12 protein-coding genes are annotated in these 16,593 nt (G+C 69.3%); 3 read left to right on the top strand and 9 right to left on the bottom strand.

Annotated elements, in window-relative coordinates; translation table 11 throughout:
- The first annotated feature begins 13 nt into the window (after positions 1-13).
- On the top strand, positions 14-691 hold the full coding sequence (locus tag P7V53_RS02915) for a tetratricopeptide repeat protein (RefSeq protein ID WP_280153974.1): 678 nt from the start codon (positions 14-16) through the stop codon (positions 689-691).
- Positions 692-708: 17 nt separating this feature from the next.
- On the opposite strand, the gene P7V53_RS02910 is transcribed toward P7V53_RS02915, so the two are convergent.
- From P7V53_RS02910 to P7V53_RS02875, 8 genes are all read right to left on the bottom strand, one after another.
- The gene (locus P7V53_RS02910) at positions 709-1,899 is read right to left on the bottom strand and encodes a glycosyltransferase family 4 protein (protein ID WP_280153973.1); all 1,191 of its coding nucleotides are present in this window, start codon (positions 1,897-1,899) and stop codon (positions 709-711) included.
- 43 nt (positions 1,900-1,942) lie between these two features.
- On the bottom strand, positions 1,943-2,899 hold the full coding sequence (locus P7V53_RS02905; RefSeq protein WP_280153972.1) for a methyltransferase domain-containing protein: 957 nt from the start codon (positions 2,897-2,899) through the stop codon (positions 1,943-1,945).
- Between the two features lie 131 nt (positions 2,900-3,030).
- Positions 3,031-4,764 carry a right-handed parallel beta-helix repeat-containing protein gene (locus P7V53_RS02900; protein ID WP_280153971.1) on the bottom strand — a complete coding sequence of 578 codons (1,734 nt, stop codon included), beginning with the start codon at positions 4,762-4,764 and terminating at the stop codon, positions 3,031-3,033.
- Between the two features lie 120 nt (positions 4,765-4,884).
- The gene (locus P7V53_RS02895) at positions 4,885-6,207 is read right to left on the bottom strand and encodes a right-handed parallel beta-helix repeat-containing protein (RefSeq protein WP_280153970.1); all 1,323 of its coding nucleotides are present in this window, start codon (positions 6,205-6,207) and stop codon (positions 4,885-4,887) included.
- A gap of 150 nt (positions 6,208-6,357) precedes the next feature.
- Complete coding sequence (locus P7V53_RS02890) at positions 6,358-10,278, bottom strand: hypothetical protein (RefSeq protein ID WP_280153969.1); 3,921 nt, start codon at positions 10,276-10,278, stop codon at positions 6,358-6,360.
- Between the two features lie 410 nt (positions 10,279-10,688).
- The gene (locus P7V53_RS02885) at positions 10,689-11,921 is read right to left on the bottom strand and encodes a glycosyltransferase (protein ID WP_280153968.1); all 1,233 of its coding nucleotides are present in this window, start codon (positions 11,919-11,921) and stop codon (positions 10,689-10,691) included.
- 14 nt (positions 11,922-11,935) lie between these two features.
- Positions 11,936-12,934 carry an NAD-dependent epimerase gene (locus P7V53_RS02880; protein ID WP_280153967.1) on the bottom strand — a complete coding sequence of 333 codons (999 nt, stop codon included), beginning with the start codon at positions 12,932-12,934 and terminating at the stop codon, positions 11,936-11,938.
- Entirely contained in the window at positions 12,931-14,262 is a 1,332-nt protein-coding gene (locus P7V53_RS02875; RefSeq protein WP_280153966.1) for a UDP-glucose/GDP-mannose dehydrogenase family protein, read from the bottom strand. Before P7V53_RS02875 ends, P7V53_RS02880 begins: the two co-directional genes overlap by 4 nt.
- 274 nt (positions 14,263-14,536) lie before the next feature.
- On the opposite strand from P7V53_RS02875, the gene P7V53_RS02870 reads away from it, so the two are divergent.
- Positions 14,537-14,827 (top strand): YciI family protein, encoded by a 291-nt coding sequence (locus tag P7V53_RS02870; protein ID WP_280153965.1) that lies wholly within the window; start codon positions 14,537-14,539, stop codon positions 14,825-14,827.
- Between the two features lie 34 nt (positions 14,828-14,861).
- On the opposite strand, the gene P7V53_RS02865 is transcribed toward P7V53_RS02870, so the two are convergent.
- Complete coding sequence (locus P7V53_RS02865) at positions 14,862-15,470, bottom strand: PEP-CTERM sorting domain-containing protein (RefSeq protein ID WP_280153964.1); 609 nt, start codon at positions 15,468-15,470, stop codon at positions 14,862-14,864.
- A gap of 131 nt (positions 15,471-15,601) precedes the next feature.
- On the opposite strand from P7V53_RS02865, the gene P7V53_RS02860 reads away from it, so the two are divergent.
- On the top strand, positions 15,602-16,576 hold the full coding sequence (locus P7V53_RS02860) for a rhodanese-like domain-containing protein (protein ID WP_280153963.1): 975 nt from the start codon (positions 15,602-15,604) through the stop codon (positions 16,574-16,576).
- Positions 16,577-16,593 lie beyond the last annotated feature (17 nt).

Below are 16,593 nucleotides of genomic sequence, written 5' to 3'. Positions count from 1 at the left end.
GAAAGGAGTCACCATGACCGCTGCTGCCCGTCTGTTGCGCACCCCGAGTTTTCGCGCATGGGCACCGGCCCTGCTGCTGGCCGCCTGCTGGAACGCGTCGGCCCAGGACGTTCCCGGATACCCGGCCAGCATCGACGCCTACGACCCGCGCGAGGTCGCCATGCTGCCGCCGTACTGCAAGTACACGCAGATCTTTCGCGAGAAGGTGCCCGGCGGCTCCGACCCCGAACAGGGCCAGCGCTGGAAGGCCGTGCTCGGGCCGACGTTCGAGGCGATGCATCACTATTGCTGGGGCTTGATGAAGACCAACCGCGGCGTGCTGCTGGCGCGCAATGAGGCGGTTCGCATGGCGTATCTCAACTATTCGATCGAGGAATTCGACTGGGTGATCCAGCGCGCGCCGGAAGACTTCGTGCTGCTGCCCGAGGTGCTGTCGAAGAAGGGCGAAAACCTGATCCGGCTGGGACGCGGACCGCTGGGCATCTTCTCGCTCGAGCGCGCCGTTCAGCTGAAGCCGGACTACTGGCCGCCGTATGCGCACATGAGCGACTACTACCGGAAGACCGGAGACACCGCCAAGGCACGCGAGGTGCTGGAACAGGGGCTGTCGTTCTCACCCGATGCCCCCGCGCTCAAGCGACGCCTGGCCGAGCTCGACACCGGCAAGGCGCGCGCCAAGACCTCGCCCTAGTCTCCTGGCCCGCACGCTCATCGTTTCAAGCCGCCGGCACCTTCGGCCACCACCGGCGCAGCCGCACCCGGACGCGCCAGTGCGCTGACGCGCTGCGCATTGCGTGTCCAGGTGAGGCCGAGGCGGGCGATGGTGGCGCCGGCGCCCGCCGCCACCCGTTCACGCAGGGCACGGTCGGTGCACAGCCGGGTCAACGCCTGCTCCAGCGCCTGCGGCTCGTCGTTGCCGAACAGCACCGCGTTCTCGCCGTCGGTCAGCACTTCCTCGATGTTGGGCAGGCGCGGCGCGACGATCGCCTTGCTCAGGGCAAGGTATTCGAACAGCTTGAGCGGAGAGGCATAGGGAACGACGGCCGGCTGCAGGGCGATGTCGAAGGCGACGACATGCTCGGGCACGCGCTCGCGCGGGATCACGCCGGTGAAGCGCACGCGCTCGCGCAGGTTCAGCCGCTCCGCCAGGACCTCGAGCTCGGCCCGCGCCGGCCCGTCGCCCACGATCAGCAGGCGCGCGGTGGCGGGCGCTGCGGGCGAGGCCATCCAATGCAGCACCCGATCGACGCCATGCCATTCGCGCACGAATCCGGTGAAGCCGAGCACCAGCGCGCCGGGCCACCCGAGCGCCTGCTTGGCGGCCTCGGGCGTCGGCACGCGGGAGAAGTGCGCCTCGTTGATGCCGTTGGGGATGACCACGATGCGCTGTTGCGGAACGCCGCGCGCCGCGACATCCTGTGCGAGCACCCGGGTGACCGGCAGCACGTGGTCCGCGCCCCGCCAGACCACGCCTTCGGCCCAGCGCGCCAGGCGCGGCAGCCCGAGCCCGCCGAACTTTCCGCGCTCATGCGCCAGCGGCGCGTTCACTTCGAGCAGCAGCGGCAGGCCGGTGCGGCGCTTGAGCATCAGGCCGGCCAGCAGGTAGAGGTTGTAGCGCTCGTAGATCACGTCGGGCTTGAACTCGCGCGCCGCCCGCGCCAGCCGCGCATACGCGACGGCGGAGTAGGCCAGCTCGAGCAGCTCGTAGATCGCCTTCGGCAGCGAGGCGCGCAGCCGCTGCACCCAGCCGACCTCCGCGCCCATTTCCTGCCCGTCCGACGGCGTCGGTGCGACCACGCGGACCTCGTGCCCGAGGGCGCGCAGCGAGCCGATCAGCTCTTCGATGTGCACCGCCTGGCCGTCCTTGGACGCCGTGCGGTGGTGGTAAAGAATCTTCATGGGAAGTGGGCGAAGAAGGGGCGGCGCGACGGGCGCACCGGAGTCATGCGGCGCGGCGCTGCTGGGCGAGGCCGGCGCGGTCGCCGTCCGGCTCCAGCACCATCCAGAAGCCCATCCATGACAGCTCCTCGGCCGACACGCCGCGCAGCGGCGCGGCCAGGTGCGGCTCGATCAGCGCGACCTTTTCCGCCGGCAGGCGCGTGGTCGGCTCCAGCTTGCGGATGCGCATGCCGGCGTGCTCGAACAGCTCGCGATAGCGGTTCAGGCGCCAGCGATTCGGAAAGCCCTTCTGGCTGAACATCAGCCGGTACACGGGCTGCGGCCAGGTCAGGAAATCGAACGCCTGGTAACGGTCGAGACCGTGGCTGCGCAGGTCGACCTCATGGATGGACAACCCGTCGGGCTTGAGCGCCTGGGCAACGTCGCGGGCGGTGCCGGCCAGGTTGTCGACATGCTCGAGCACCGCGCGGGAGATCACCAGGTCGTACCGGCGAGAGGCGCCCGAGAGGCCGTCGCGCGAGACGAAATAGCCGATCGCCTCGGGATTGAAGCCGCTGGCAGGCTTTCCGGATTCGACGAAGGCGGCGTTCGCGCGCTCGCGCTCACGCGGCCCCAGCGAGGCGAGCAGCTGCTCGTAAACGCGCAGGTTCTTCTCGGAGGCGGTGTGCAGCGGAAAGCGGTCGAAGCAGTGGACCGACCCGGCGCCGTGGGCGTACAGCAGCAGCGCCACGCCGAGGATGTCGCCCGGTCCGTACTCGAGCACGCGCTTGCCCTGCAGAAAGGCGGCGAACTGCTCGTCGCTCAGGTCGAGCTGCCGGCGGTAGTCGTGGAAGCAGGCAATGAAGTACTCGGCGATCTGCGCCGCCGTCTGCTCCTGCTCGCCGCGCCCCGTCTCGTGGGTGAGCTTCATGTACAGCGCCGGCGCGAACCGCGCGAGCTGGTTCGACAGCACCGCTTTCGCGAACAGCACGACGTCCTTGGCGCGGTTTTCCGAGTACAAGCCTGGCCTCCCCCTGTGGAACCGGCAAGTCTAGGGGGACTCGGGCAGGCCAGCCATCCCTTGCCCGAGCGGTTCGGGAAGGAATGCACTGGCCATCTGCGCGCCGCGGGGCGGCGCGCAGCGCTCGCGTGTTACGGCGCCGCCTGCAGCGCGCCGGCCTTGAGTGCCGACGAGAAGGACCGCAGCGTGATCGGCTTGGGCGCGTCCTTGGTGTAGGCGGAGTCGAGCACACTGGCCAGGCCGATCTGCGCCTGCAGGGTCGCGTTGGGCCAGAAGTTGGGCGTGCTCACGTTGTCGGCACCGCTGAAGTTGCTTGCCACCGACGTGACGTTGCCCTGCTGCACCGCGTTGCCGCTGGCGAAGCCGCCGGCCAGCAGCTGCGGGCTGCCCGTGCCCGCGAACAGGTTGGCCGTCAGCTTGACCGACTGCGTGCCCCCGGGCGCCGCGATGAACGTGCCGCCCGAGCGTGTCATCACCACCGTGTTGTGCGACATCTCCAGCGTGTTCACCGGCTTGTTCAGCCCCTCCTGCCCGTACGCGATGGCGATCGAGTTGTCCGCGTTCGGCCCCTTGTGGAACAGGTTGCCGCGCAGCACCACCACCCCGCCGTTGGGAAAGTCCGCCAGGTAGCTCGACGTGCCCGTGGGCCCGTCCATGAAGTAGCTGTTCTCGATCGTCGTCTGCTTGGCCCGGCTCTTCAGGTTGTGCCCGATCTTGGCCTCGTGGAAGTAGCTCGCGCTGACCGTCAGCCGCTCCACCGGCCCGATGTACAGGTTGTGCGTGTAGCCGTCGCCGAAACCGTTGCGCGCAAACTCGCTGCGCTCGATCGTGATCGTGCCCGTGTCCCCGCCCAGGATGCCGTTCTCGTTGTCGAAGAAGCCCGAGTTCTTCACCGTCAGGTTAGGCCCCTCGGCGCGGATGCCCGCCCCGTTCTCGTCGGGCACCTTCGCGTCGTGGAACTCCACGCTGTCGACCGTGACGTTGCTGCCCCCGATCACCCAGATGCCCTTGCCCTGCGCGTTCCTGCCCGCGGCGAACAGCCGTGCGCGTCCGCCCGTGCCGCAGATCGTCAGGCTGCTAGCCGACCAGGTGGCCACGTCCCCGCTGTAGTCGCCGGCCGTGATCTTGATGACGTCACCCGTCTGCGCCACCGCTGCGGCCGCGCTGGGCACCGCGTAGGTCTTGCCAGGGCCCACCAGCAGCACGCGCCCCGTGGCCGTGTCGCACGCCGTCGTCCCAGGCGCCGGGGCCGGCGCCGGCGTCGGCGCAGGGGTCGGTGCAGGCGTCGGCGCGGGTGTGGGCGCCGGCGTCTGGACCTCGCAGCGCTTGACCGTCATGTAGGCCGGGTCCTTGCCGAAGAACGTGTTGGTGCACTGGCCGCCGTTGGTGACCGACTTCTCTACCCAGCGGGTGTCGGTGCCGTAGCGCACGGTCTGCGTCCCGCTCACGGTGAAGGACTGCTTCTCGTTGGCGATCCAGGTCCAGGACGGTGCAGGTGCAGGCGCGGGAGCAGGGGCAGGCGCAGGCGCCTGAACCTCGCAGCTCTTGACCGTCATGTACGCGGGATCGCTGCCGAAGAAGCTGTTGGTGCACTGGGCCGAGCCGGTGATGGTCTTTTGAACCCAGCGCGTGTCGGCGCCGTAGCGCACGACCTGCGTTCCGCTGACGCTGAACGACTGGCCTTCGGTGGCGACGCGGGTCCACGTCGCGGTCGTGCCGGCGACCGCCATCGCGTGGGCGCGCTCGGATGTGTCACTGCCGTCGGTGGTCGCGACGTCGTCGCTGCCTCCGCCACACGCCGCGAGGGCGAGGCAAGCGATCAATTGGCCGGCGGCCGATGCGAGGGGATTGACTGCAAATTTCATGTCCAACGAGTCCTGGTAGGTCGACCCATCCCCCGCGCCGCCATTTCGCGGCGTGTGCAAGAGGGTCGGTGATGCAACGGGTTTGTGTTTGTTCGACGCGCGGCTTCTCTGTCCGCGTGCTCAAGGTTTCTGGATCGCGCCGCTGACGCGGCTGCTGCCGGTGACGGCGCGCAAGGTGAACGGCTGCGGCGCATCGTTCGTGTAGGCGGGGTCGAGCACACTGGCCAGGCCGATCTGCGCCTGCAGGGTCGCGTTGGGCCAGAAGTTGGGCGTGCTCACGTTGTCGGCACCGCTGAAGTTGCTTGCCACTGACGTGACGTTGCCCTGCTGCACCGCGCTGCCGCTGGCGAAGCCGCCGGCCAGCAGCTGCGGGCTGCCCGTGCCCGCGAACAGGTTGGCCGTCAGCTTGACCGACTGCGTGCCCCCGGGCGCCGCGATGAACGTGCCGCCCGAGCGTGTCATCACCACCGTGTTGTGCGACATCTCCAGCGTGTTCACCGGCTTGTTCAGCCCCTCCTGCCCGTACGCGATGGCGATCGAGTTGTCCGCGTTCGGCCCCTTGTGGAACAGGTTGCCGCGCAGCACCACCACCCCGCCGTTGGGAAAGTCCGCCAGGTAGCTCGACGTGCCCGTGGGCCCGTCCATGAAGTAGCTGTTCTCGATCGTCGTCTGCTTGGCCCGGCTCTTCAGGTTGTGCCCGATCTTGGCCTCGTGGAAGTAGCTCGCGCTGACCGTCAGCCGCTCCACCGGCCCGATGTACAGGTTGTGCGTGTAGCCGTCGCCGAAACCGTTGCGCGCAAACTCGCTGCGCTCGATCGTGATCGTGCCCGTGTCCCCGCCCAGGATGCCGTTCTCGTTGTCGAAGAAGCCCGAGTTCTTCACCGTCAGGTTAGGCCCCTCGGCGCGGATGCCCGCCCCGTTCTCGTCGGGCACCTTCGCGTCGTGGAACTCCACGCTGTCGACCGTGACGTTGCTGCCCCCGATCACCCAGATGCCCTTGCCCTGCGCGTTCCTGCCCGCGGCGAACAGCCGTGCGCGTCCGCCCGTGCCGCAGATCGTCAGGCTGCTAGCCGACCAGGTGGCCACGTCCCCGCTGTAGTCGCCGGCCGTGATCTTGATGACGTCACCCGTCTGCGCCACCGCTGCGGCCGCGCTGGGCACCGCGTAGGTCTTGCCAGGGCCCACCAGCAGCACGCGCCCCGTGGCCGTGTCGCACGCCGTCGTCCCAGGCGCCGGGGCCGGCGCCGGCGTCGGCGCAGGGGTCGGTGCAGGCGTCGGCGCGGGTGTGGGCGCGGGTGTGGGCGCGGGCGCCGGCGCCGGCGGCGGCCCACCGACAGGGGGCGCCGCTTCTGCCTCGCCCGACCCGCCTCCACCGCATCCCGTGAAGACCACCGCCTGGAACACCGCCATGGCCAAGGCCGCCCGCGTCGACCGCATCCTCATCGCATCACCCCCATGTGTTGTTCATCGCCCTGGGGCGACGCACGATCATGCAGGACCATGAGGCGGGCAATGCCGGCCGACCCGAGCGACAAGGCCTTGGCGGCCCGAAGGACGCCAAGGCGCAGGAAGCGGGCAGGCCGGCTCGGCACGTCACTTCAGCTTGAAGACCCAGGCGTTCTGGTCGATGTCGTTGATCAACGCGAACACCCCGTACTGCGGCACATAGCCCCAGCGGCCGTAGGTTCCCCACTCGGAGGCCGCGACCGTCGGTCCCGGGCCCGTGGCGACCTGCGTCCACACGTTGGTGTCCATGTCGAGCGCGTAGACGTTGCCGCCGCCGTGCCACGCCACGATGCGGTCCGCCACCGGGTCGTAGGCGATGCCCGGCGAGTTCTGCGAGGTCACGAAGCCCGGCGCATTGCTCGTCGAGATCTTCGTCATCTGGTTCGTGTTGAGGTCGATGACCTGCACGCCGTCGCCGATCATCACGAACTTGCGGCGCTTGGTGTCGATGGCCGCCGACAGGTGATAGTCGACGTACATGTCCGGTCCCAGCTTGGTGTACTTGTTCGTCTCGAGCGAGTAGCTCCAGAACCCGTACTGGTCCTTGACGTACACCAGCTTGCTCACGGAGTCGTACACCGCCATCGTGCCGTGGCTGCGCACCGGCGACGACGACACGTTCAGCGTCCACTTCTTGCCGACGAAGTCGTAGGTCCAGGTCGCCGGATCCATGTAGCCGCACGGCGTCATGGAGCCGCCCACGCTGAACATCTTGTCGGCATGGGTCATGTAGGCCAGGCCGTCATAGGTGTGGCGCGACACGGGCGTGCCGTCGGGAAGCGAAGAGACGCAGTTCGACGAGGACGTCTGCGGGCTGGGATCGACGATGCGCTTGACCGACAGGCTGGCCAGGTCGAGGGCATAGACCTCGTTGCCCCAGTAGTTGGCGTGGCCACCGCCCCAGACGATCATCCGGCTGCGTGCCGCGTCGACCGTGGCGCCACCCCAGGCGCGAACCACGTCGGCCGGGTTGCCCTGAGGCAGCGCGGCAGGCAGCACCGAACGGATCTTCGTGTTCGGCAGTTCCATCCACTTGCCCGGTTGCAGGTTGGCGATGGAGGTGGGAGCCGGGGCGGGTGCCGGGGCGGGTGCCGGGGCGGGTGCCGGGGCGGGTGCCGGTGCCGGTGCCGGTGCCGGTGCCGGTGCCGGTGCCGGTGCCGGTGCCGGGGCCGGGGCCGGAGCGGGTGCCGGAGCCGGAGCCGGAGCCGGTGCCGGAGCCGGAGCCGGAGCCGGAGCCGGAGCAGGCGCCGGTGCCGTCGTCGACGCCACGTCGCACTCCTTCACCACGCCGTACAAGGGGTCCTTGCCGAAGAAGGTGTTCGTGCACTGGCCCGAGCCGGACATGGTCTTGGAGACCCACGAGCTGCCGGAGCCATAGCGGACGGTCCGCGTGCCGGAGACGGAGAACGATTGCTTTTCGAGCGCGATCCTGGTCCAGCTCGCCGGCGCGGGGGCCGGTGCCGGGGCAGGCGCCGGCGCCGGTGCCGGGGCGGTCGCCGAGGTGGCGACCTCGCACGCCTTGACGGTCATGTAGGCCGGGTCGGTGCCGAAGAACGCGTTGGTGCACTCACCGCCGCTGGTGACGGTCTTCTGGACCCAGCGGCTGTCGCTGCCGTAACGCACGACCCGCGTGCCGCTCACGGTGAAGGACTGGCCTTCGGTGGCGATCCGGGTCCAAGACGTCGGCGCGGGCGCGGGTGCCGGGGCGGGCGCCGGAGCCGGAGCCGGCGCCGGAGCAGGCGCCGGGGCCGGGGCGGGTGCAGGTGCCGGAGCCGGAGCCGGAGCGGGTGCAGGTGCCGGAGCCGGAGCGGGTGCCGGAGCCGGGGCGGGTGCCGGAGCACTCGTGCCGCGCGGCTGGACGCTCCACACGGGCTGGTCGTTGTAGCCGGCGAGCTGTTCGGCCCAGTTCGAGGCCGAGGTGATGCGGCTCCACGCCTGGGCGGCGCCGCTCGCGCCGTGGTCCACCGCATAGGAGATGGCGGGCATCATGTTGCCCCAGTAGCCCACCGGCGAGGTCGGGTAGCCGCTTTCCAGCGGCTCACCCGTGTTGCCCGAGGTGCCCAGCCCCATCGAGCGCGCCACCGCGCCCCACGAGCTGTACCACGGCCCCGTGCCGCTGACGAAGTTCGCCGCGTTGCTCGGCGCCACGTTCATCGTGTACTGCGCCGCATAGCGGTACGAGTACTCGCTGTCGCCGCTGCCGCCCAGGCGCCCCACCACCGCCTTGTACTTCCACGCCAGGAACGCGTCGAGCTTGCTCAGCTGCGCGCTGTCGTACACCTGCAGCTCCTTCAGGTAGCCGAACGCGCCCGTGAAGAAGTCGTCCATCCACGACGCGGCCGACCACGGGTCGCTGCTCGTGTAGTGCTGGTACGGCTCGACAATGCCCAGCGGGTTGTTGGCCGTGGCCACATAGCGGCCGTGGTAGTGGTTGATGTTCTCGTTGACGCTGCCCACGAACTCCGCGTGCAGCGCGTCCTCGTCGGGCGTGATCGCCGCGGCCTGCACCAGCGAGCGCAGCGCCCACGCCGCCCCGCGCGTGGCGTTCGAGCCCGTGGCCGTCTCGATCACCCCCTTGCTGAACTTGCGGATGTTGTCGCTGTTCTTCAGGTAGTTGGCCGTGGCCAGCAGCTGCGCCTCTTCCAGGTAGTAGTTCCAGCCGCTGAGCAGGTACGCCATGTAGCCCATCGACGGGTGGTGCGGCGAGTCGTACACGGGCGGCGCCGTGCCCGAGGGCGTGGGCGTGTACGCGCCCGTGCTCGACGAGCCGATGCCCACCACCCCCGAGCCGTCGCTCATCACCAGGTTCGGATGGCTGCTGAAGCGCAGCGGCCGGTTCGTCGTCTCGTCGCGGTAGTGAATCCCGTAGCGCCCGGCCGCATAGCCGTTGATCAGCACCGCGCGCAGCGCCCGCGGATCGCCCCCGCTGGTCAGGTACGCCACGTCCCACTCCGGCAGCAGCCCGATCGCCGGGTCGTAGCCCGTGGCGCCCATGTCGCTCTGGAAGTTCGACTGCGCCAGCGGCGTGTAGCTCGTCACCAGGCGCGAGAACAGCGTGCTGCTCGCACTCGTGTTGCCCCGGTAGTTCGGCACCATGCGCGTGCCCACCAGGTACGCCGTGTTATGCCGCGGCGTCACCTGCGGATCGGCCCCACCGTGCCAGTGTGTCAGCGTCGTGCCGCTGGCCAGCACCGCGCGCTGGTGGTTCAGCAGGCTCAGCCCCTGGCTGAAGCGCTGCGTGCCCCCCAGCGTGAACGTGGCCGTGCCGCTCTTGGCCGTCGGCGCGCTGACCTTCAGGTAGCCGTTCTCGATCCACGGCATCACCTCACGCGCCCCCTTGTACGCGCGCACCTCCAGCCATGCCACCAGGTGCGCATCCCCGCCGATGGCCTTGCGGTACGTGAACGCCGACATCTCCGGGCCGCTGACCACCGTCTGCGCCGGCGTGTCCCAGTCGCCCGCGCTCCAGCCCGCCGTGCCGAACGAGCCAAACTGCACGCTCGCCGTCACCCCCGTGGCCTTCAGGTCCGCCGTGCTCACCGCCGCCGTGGCCGCCGGAGCGCTCGCCACGCTCAGCCCGATCGTCTTCCACGTGTTGGCCGTCAGGTCCGTGTGCCCCGACAAAATCGCAAACTTCGCGCTCCCGTCCGGCCACCGGTTCTTCACCACGAACTGCATCGTGCCCGCGCTCGCGCTCAGCACCGACCCGTTCGGCACCTGACCCTGCTTCAGCGCCTGGCCCACCGTGTACGGCAGACCCGTGCCACCTGCCGCGCTCTTCAGGTCGAGCGACAGGGTCGACGATGCTGCATCGGTGGTCGCGAGCGCTTGAACGCGCCCGTCGCCCGAGGTCGTCGAATCCGTCGACTGGCTGGTGCTTGCCGCATCGACAGCCGTGGCCTGGGATGTGGAAGCGCTCTGCCCCCCTCCCATGCCCTCGCCACCGCCGCAGCCCGCCGCGATCAGACAGGCAACCGCCTGCGCGACCGCCAAGGCGGTCTTATTCATCTGGAACTTCATTCCCCAACGTCCTTCGATCTATTTCATTCACTCGCCACCGTTGCGGCGAGCGAGGGCGCGAGCAGGACCGGGCGAGAGGACCGAGGATCGGTCGACGCAAGAGCGTGCTTCGCGCGGTACTGCCTTGGCGTTGCCAGACAAGCGTCTGGGCACTGGTCGCCAATGCATGGTTTGCGGGCTGTACGGTATCCCCGCGAACAGGGGGGCCGGTAACGACGTCCGGTCCGTGTAACGGTTACCGCTTGTTCGTGGTGGCCCTGAGAAAGAAGTGCACGCCCCTAGCCGCAGCGCGGGTTTGCGCGGCAAGAACGGACTTTTTCAACACGTACTCCCGAGCGGGGAGGCGGTCGAAGTTGGCACACCCGAATTACAAAGGCAAACCCTTTACCGGGTCACCGTTACAGGGTGCGGGAAGGCGTCGAGGGGCGACTTTGAAAAATTGACCGAAAGGTGCCCACCAGCGTCTCGATGCGCCGGTCCCAGGTGTTGTCCTGGGCATAACGCTGGATCGCCTCGCGGTCCCAGGCGCGGACCAGCGACTGGTGGATCGCCTCTCGCAAGGCCGCTTCGTCCCCGAAGGGCACCAGGGTGCCGTACTGCTCGCTGCACACCACCTCGGCGTTGCCGCCGACCTGGGTGCTCACCACCGGCAGGGCGCAGGCCATCGCCTCGAGGAAAACGTTTGCCCAACCTTCATAGCGCGTGGCCAGCACGAAGACATCGGCCGCGGACAGGGGCGTCTTGAGCGCCTCGGGCTTCAGCGGGCCGAGGAACCGCACGTGCTCGTCGAGTTGCCGGCTTCGCACCATCTCCCGCAGGCGCTCGGTCCAGTCGCCGTCGGGGCTCGGGCCGCCGACGACGAGCAGGAGCAGCCGCGGGTGCTGCTCGAGCAATTCCGGAAGGCACTCGATGACGCGGTGGAAGCCCTTGCGCTCGCCGACGCCGCCGACCGAGACCAGCACCTCGGCGTCGGGCGCGATGCCCAGCGCCTCGCGAGCGCCGGCCCTCGGCACGCGGTGGAACTTGTCGAGGTCGATGCCGTTGCCGATCAGCATCGACTCTCCCGGCTTCGCGCCGAGCTCGATGCCGACCTGCCGCAGCGCGGCCGACACCGCGATCACCCTGGTCGCGTGCTGCAGCGCGCGGCTCATGCGCCGACGGAAGGGCTCGATGCGGCGCAGCCGCTCCTCCTTGCCGCGCAGCGTGACGACGAAGGGCAGCCGGCACCACCTGGCCAGCAGGTAGCCCGCATACCCGTCGGGATACGCGAAATGCACGTCGAGCAGGTCCGCGCGCCCCTCTCGCTGCAGGCGGCGCACGATGGGCCAGCTCGCCAGCGCGATCGACAGGCCGTCGAAGCGCCGCAGCAGGCCCGGCAGCGCGAAGAAGCGGGGGCGGCGAATCTCGATGCCGTCGACCTTCTCGAAGCGCGGCCGGTCGGGCCGGTATTCGGGCTTCCAGCGTCGCAGAAGACCTTGCAGCGGAAACCAGGGTTGGGGCGAGATCACCGTCACCGGCAGATGGCGCGCGACGCGGAACATGCGTTCCTTGATGAAGACGCCGGCGATCGGATCCGGCGGCGACGGGAACAGCGTGCTGAGCACGACCAGGGCCGGTGCCGGGCGATCCATGGCTCGGGTGCGAGTCAGCCGAGCGCCGGGTAGTAGGCGCGGAACCAGGCGGCGAATCGCTCCAGCCCGACGTCGATCGGCGTCGTCGGACGAAAGCCCACCCACTGCGCAAGCGCCTCGACGTCGGCGTAGGTGGCCGGCACGTCGCCGTCCTGCATCGGCAGCAGCCGCAGCTGCGCCTTGCGCCCGAGGCAGCGCTCGAGCGTCGAGATGAACTCGAGCAGGGGCACGGGCGCGCTGTTGCCGATGTTGAATACCCGCGACGGGGCGTCGTGTCCCACGCCGCCGCCGGCCGGAGGCGGTTCGGGGACACGGTCGACCACGCGCACGACCCCCTCGGCGATGTCGTCGATGTAGGTGAAGTCGCGCGACATCTGCCCGTGGTTGAAGACGTCGATGGGCCGGCCCTCGAGGATCGCCTTCGAGAAGCTGAAGTACGCCATGTCGGGCCGGCCCCAGGGGCCGTAGACGGTGAAGAAGCGCAGGCCCGTGGTGGGCAGCCGATACAGATGGCTGTAGGTGTGCGCCATCAGCTCGTTGGCCTTCTTGGTGGCGGCGTACAGGCTCACCGGGTGATCCACGGGGTCGGATTCCGCGAACGGCATCTTCGTGTTGCCGCCGTACACGCTGGAGCTGCTGGCGTACACCAGATGCTCCACGCCGTGGTGGCGGCAGCCTTCGAGCACATTGACGAAAGCGGCCAGGTTGCTGCTGGCGTAGGCGTGCGGATTCGTCAGCGAGTAGCGCACGCCGGCCTGCGCGGCCAGGTGGATCACCCGCCGGCAGCGCCCGTTGGCGAACAACGCGGCCGTGGCCTCGCGGTCCGCGAGGTCGATGCGCTCGAACTGGAAGTTCGCATGCCGGCCCAGCTGCGCGAGCCGGGCCGCCTTCAGGGACGGGTCGTAGTAGTCGTTCAGGTTGTCGACGCCGAGCACTTCATCGCCGCGCGCGAGCAGGCGCTCGCAGGTGTGCATGCCGATGAAGCCGGCGGCGCCGGTCACCAGGACCTTCATTTCGCCGTGCCGCGCCCGATGCCCATGTACTCGATGCCCATCGCCTGCACCAGGCGCGGCTCGTACAGGTTGCGTCCATCGATGACGACCGGTTGCCGCAGCAGGGACTTGATGGCCTCGAAGTCGGGGCTCCTGAACTCTTTCCAGTCGGTGACGATGATCAGCGCGTCGGCGCCTTCGAGCGCTTCGGCCTGACTTTGCGCGAACGTGATGCCCTTCATGCCGGCGAATGCCTGCTGTGCCGCCGTCACGGCCACCGGGTCGTAGGCCGTGACGACCGCGCCGCGGCGGATCAGCTCGGCGATGATCACCCGGCTGGGCGCTTCGCGCATGTCGTCGGTGTTGGCCTTGAACGCCAGCCCCCACACGGCGAAGCGCTTGCCGTCGAGGTTGGCGCCGAACCGGGCAACGACCTTGTCGACCAGCACGAGCTTCTGCCGCTCGTTGGCGGCCTCCACGGCCTTGAGCACCGCCAGGTCGTGGCCTTCGCGCTGCGCGGTCGCGATCAGCGCCTTCACGTCCTTGGGAAAGCACGAGCCGCCGTAGCCGGCGCCCGCGTAGAGGAAGTGATGGCCGATGCGGGGGTCGCTGCCGATGCCCTTGCGCACCCATTCGATGTCGGCCCCGACCTTCTCGGCCAGCAGCGCCAGCTCGTTCATGAAGCTGATGCGCGTGGCCAGCATGGCGTTGGCGGCGTACTTGGTGAACTCGGCGCTGCGCACGTCCATCACGATCAGCCGATCGTGGCTGCGCGTGAACGGCGAGTACAGCGCGCGCATCAGCAGCACCGCATCCTCGTCGTCGGCGCCGACGATGACGCGGTCGGGGCGCATGAAGTCGTCGACGGCGGCGCCCTCCTTGAGGAACTCGGGGTTGGACACCACCGCGAACCCGACCGCGACGTCGCGCCGCGCGAGCTCTTCGGCAATGGCGCCTCGAACCAGGTCGGCGGTGCCCACCGGCACGGTGCTCTTGTCGACGACGACCTTGTGATCCGTCATGAAGCGGCCGATGTTGCGGGCCGCCGCCACGACATGGCTGAGGTCGGCGGAGCCGTCTTCGTCGGGCGGCGTTCCGACGGCAATGAACTGGATGGTTCCGTGCGCCACGGCCCGCGGCACGTCGGTGGTGAAGCGCAGCCGCCCCGCCTTCACGTTGCGGGCGACCAGGACATCGAGTCCGGGCTCATGGATGGGAATGCCGCCGGCCTCGAGGATGCGGATCTTCTCCGGATCGATGTCCAGGCAGAGCACGTCGTTGCCCATTTCGGCCAGGCAGGCCGCAGACACCAGCCCCACATAGCCCGTGCCGACCACCGTCACTTTCATGGGATTCCTTCCTCAATTGCGAGATTCTGGCTTCGCCGCTGTTGCGAACGAACTCGGTATTCTCGTCGACCTTCCGGGGCGACAGCCCCCGCATTCAGGCGGTGGAAGCGGTCCGATTCAACGGTCTAGGGACTCGGTTGAACGCCGGGACATCTTTGCGTAGGCTCGCGTGCGATGGACGCCTACGAACGGCTGGGGCTGCAAGGCAGCTTGCCCACAAGCAAGGTCGAGATCGAGGCCATCGTGGCGGTGCGCGCATGAGGCCGAGGCAGCCGTGTTGATCGTCATCCTGACCTACGAGAAGCCGCTCGAGGAGATCGATGCGCTGATGTCGCGGCATGTCGCGTGGCTGAAGCGCCACTACGCCAGCGGGCTCTTCATCGCCTCCGGACGCCAGGTGCCGCGAGTGGGCGGCGTGATCCTCGCGCGCTCGGGCGATCGCGACGCGCTGGCCGCCGCGATGGGGGAGGACCCCTTCGTCAAGCACGGCGCCGCCCGGTTCGAGATCGTGGAGTTCACGCCCAGCATGACGGCGCGCGGCGCCGAGGCACTGAAGTCCCTCTGAGCCACCGGGAGGATCTTCAAGCCTCGCGCATTTACTACGCCGCGCGGCGGCGCCTCGCGACGACGGTCGCGAGCCAGGCGCCGCCGATGAGCAGCAGCGCCCAGGTCTGCGGCTCCGGGATGCCGCGCACGAACAGCGCCGCGCTCGTCATCGGATCGAAGACGTCGTCGTCCATGAACGAGCAGCAGCCGGCGGTCCACACGTACAGGTTGCGCCCGGGGTCGAAACCGGCGAAGAGGCTGCCGAACGCATGCGTGCCTGCCTGGGGCCCGGGGTCGGCGGCCCAGAATTCGAACCCTGACACATGCCCGCAGAGCACGCAGCCGAACTGCTGGATGAGGCTGCTGATCGCCGAGCCGGTCGCGTCCAGGTCCGGCCCCGAGCCCGGGCTGAGCGGATCGATGCCGGCATGCTTGAACATGGTGTTCACCTCGGTGATGGTCGCCAGGCGGAACCCGGGCACCGACTGGGCGGCTTCCGCCCAGGTCGTCCAGCCCCCGCCGCTGGACGCGGTCCAGGTCAGGCCGGTCAGCGGATCGACGAACCCGGCCCGAGGCGTGCCGTGAAAGGCCACGGCGGCCACGATGCAAAGCAGGCAGGCCCAGGGGTTGCGCAGGCGGCGCAGAACAGGAAAGCGCTTCATGTGGAGCTCCTCGCTCCCGGCCCGATGTCCCCTGAGGCAAGGATCCGGCTGGCGGCATGTGTTGTCGAGCCCTCAACCCAGGGAATGCGCACGCACGCTGTTTGCCCGCCCCACGCGGCTAAAGTCGCACCATGGCGACGCTGCTCGACCTGATCTCCCAGTACGGCGTGCTGTTCGTCTTCGCCTGCGTGCTGGTCGAGCAGGCGGGCGCGCCGATTCCAGCCTTTCCGGCCTTGCTGGTCGCCGGCTCGCTGGCGGCGGCCGGCACGCATTCGGCTGCCGCCTTTCTCGCCAGCGCGGTGGCGGCGAGCCTGATCGCGGACAGCCTGTGGTATGCCGCGGGCAAGCGATTCGGCAGCCGGGTGTTGCGCACCCTGTGCCGCTTGTCGCTGTCGCAGGACGGGTGCGTGCGCCAGACGGAGGCGATCTTCGTCCGCTGGGGCGCCCCCTCCTTGATGCTGGCGAAGTTCATCCCCGGCTTCGCGTCGGTGGCGACCGCGATGGCGGGGTCGACCGGCGTGGGTCGTGCCGCCTTCCTGGTGTACGACGGGATCGGTGCGGCGCTGTGGGCCGCCGTCGCGCTGGCCCTTGGCTGGGTGTTCGCCGCGGCCGTTGCCGACGTGCTGTTCGTCCTGGCCGAAATGGGACGCTGGGGACTCATCCTGCTGGCGGCATTCCTGGCCGCCTTCGTTGCCGCGCGGGCCTGGCGGCGCTACCGCTTCCATGCGCGCCTGCGCATGGACCGCATCTCGGTCCACGCGCTGGCGCAGATGCTCGACCGCGGCGAGTCGCCGCTGGTGGTCGACGTGCGCTCGGCACACGAGCAGGCGCAAGGCGTCATTCCCGGCGCGATGTTGTTCGGCCACCATGACTGGCCGGATGACCTGCGCCCGCCGAGCGAGAACGCCGTCGTGGTGGTGTACTGCGCCTGTCCCAACGAGGCGTCCGCCGCCCTGGTGGCTCAGAAGCTGATGCAGCGCGGGTTCAGGCAGGTGCGTCCGCTGCTGGGCGGCATCGACGCCTGGCGCGCAGCGGGCCTGGCGCTGGAGCACGGTCGCACGCCGGCGAGTGCACCGTCATCGGTGGCGCTGACTCCCTCGGGCTGAAGGTCCACGAGGTCGAG

The organism is Piscinibacter sp. XHJ-5 (genome assembly GCF_029855045.1).
Classification (GTDB): domain Bacteria; phylum Pseudomonadota; class Gammaproteobacteria; order Burkholderiales; family Burkholderiaceae_C; genus Albitalea.
The sequence above is the reverse complement of the archived record's forward strand: the minus strand, read 5'-3'. Positions and strand labels throughout refer to the sequence as shown.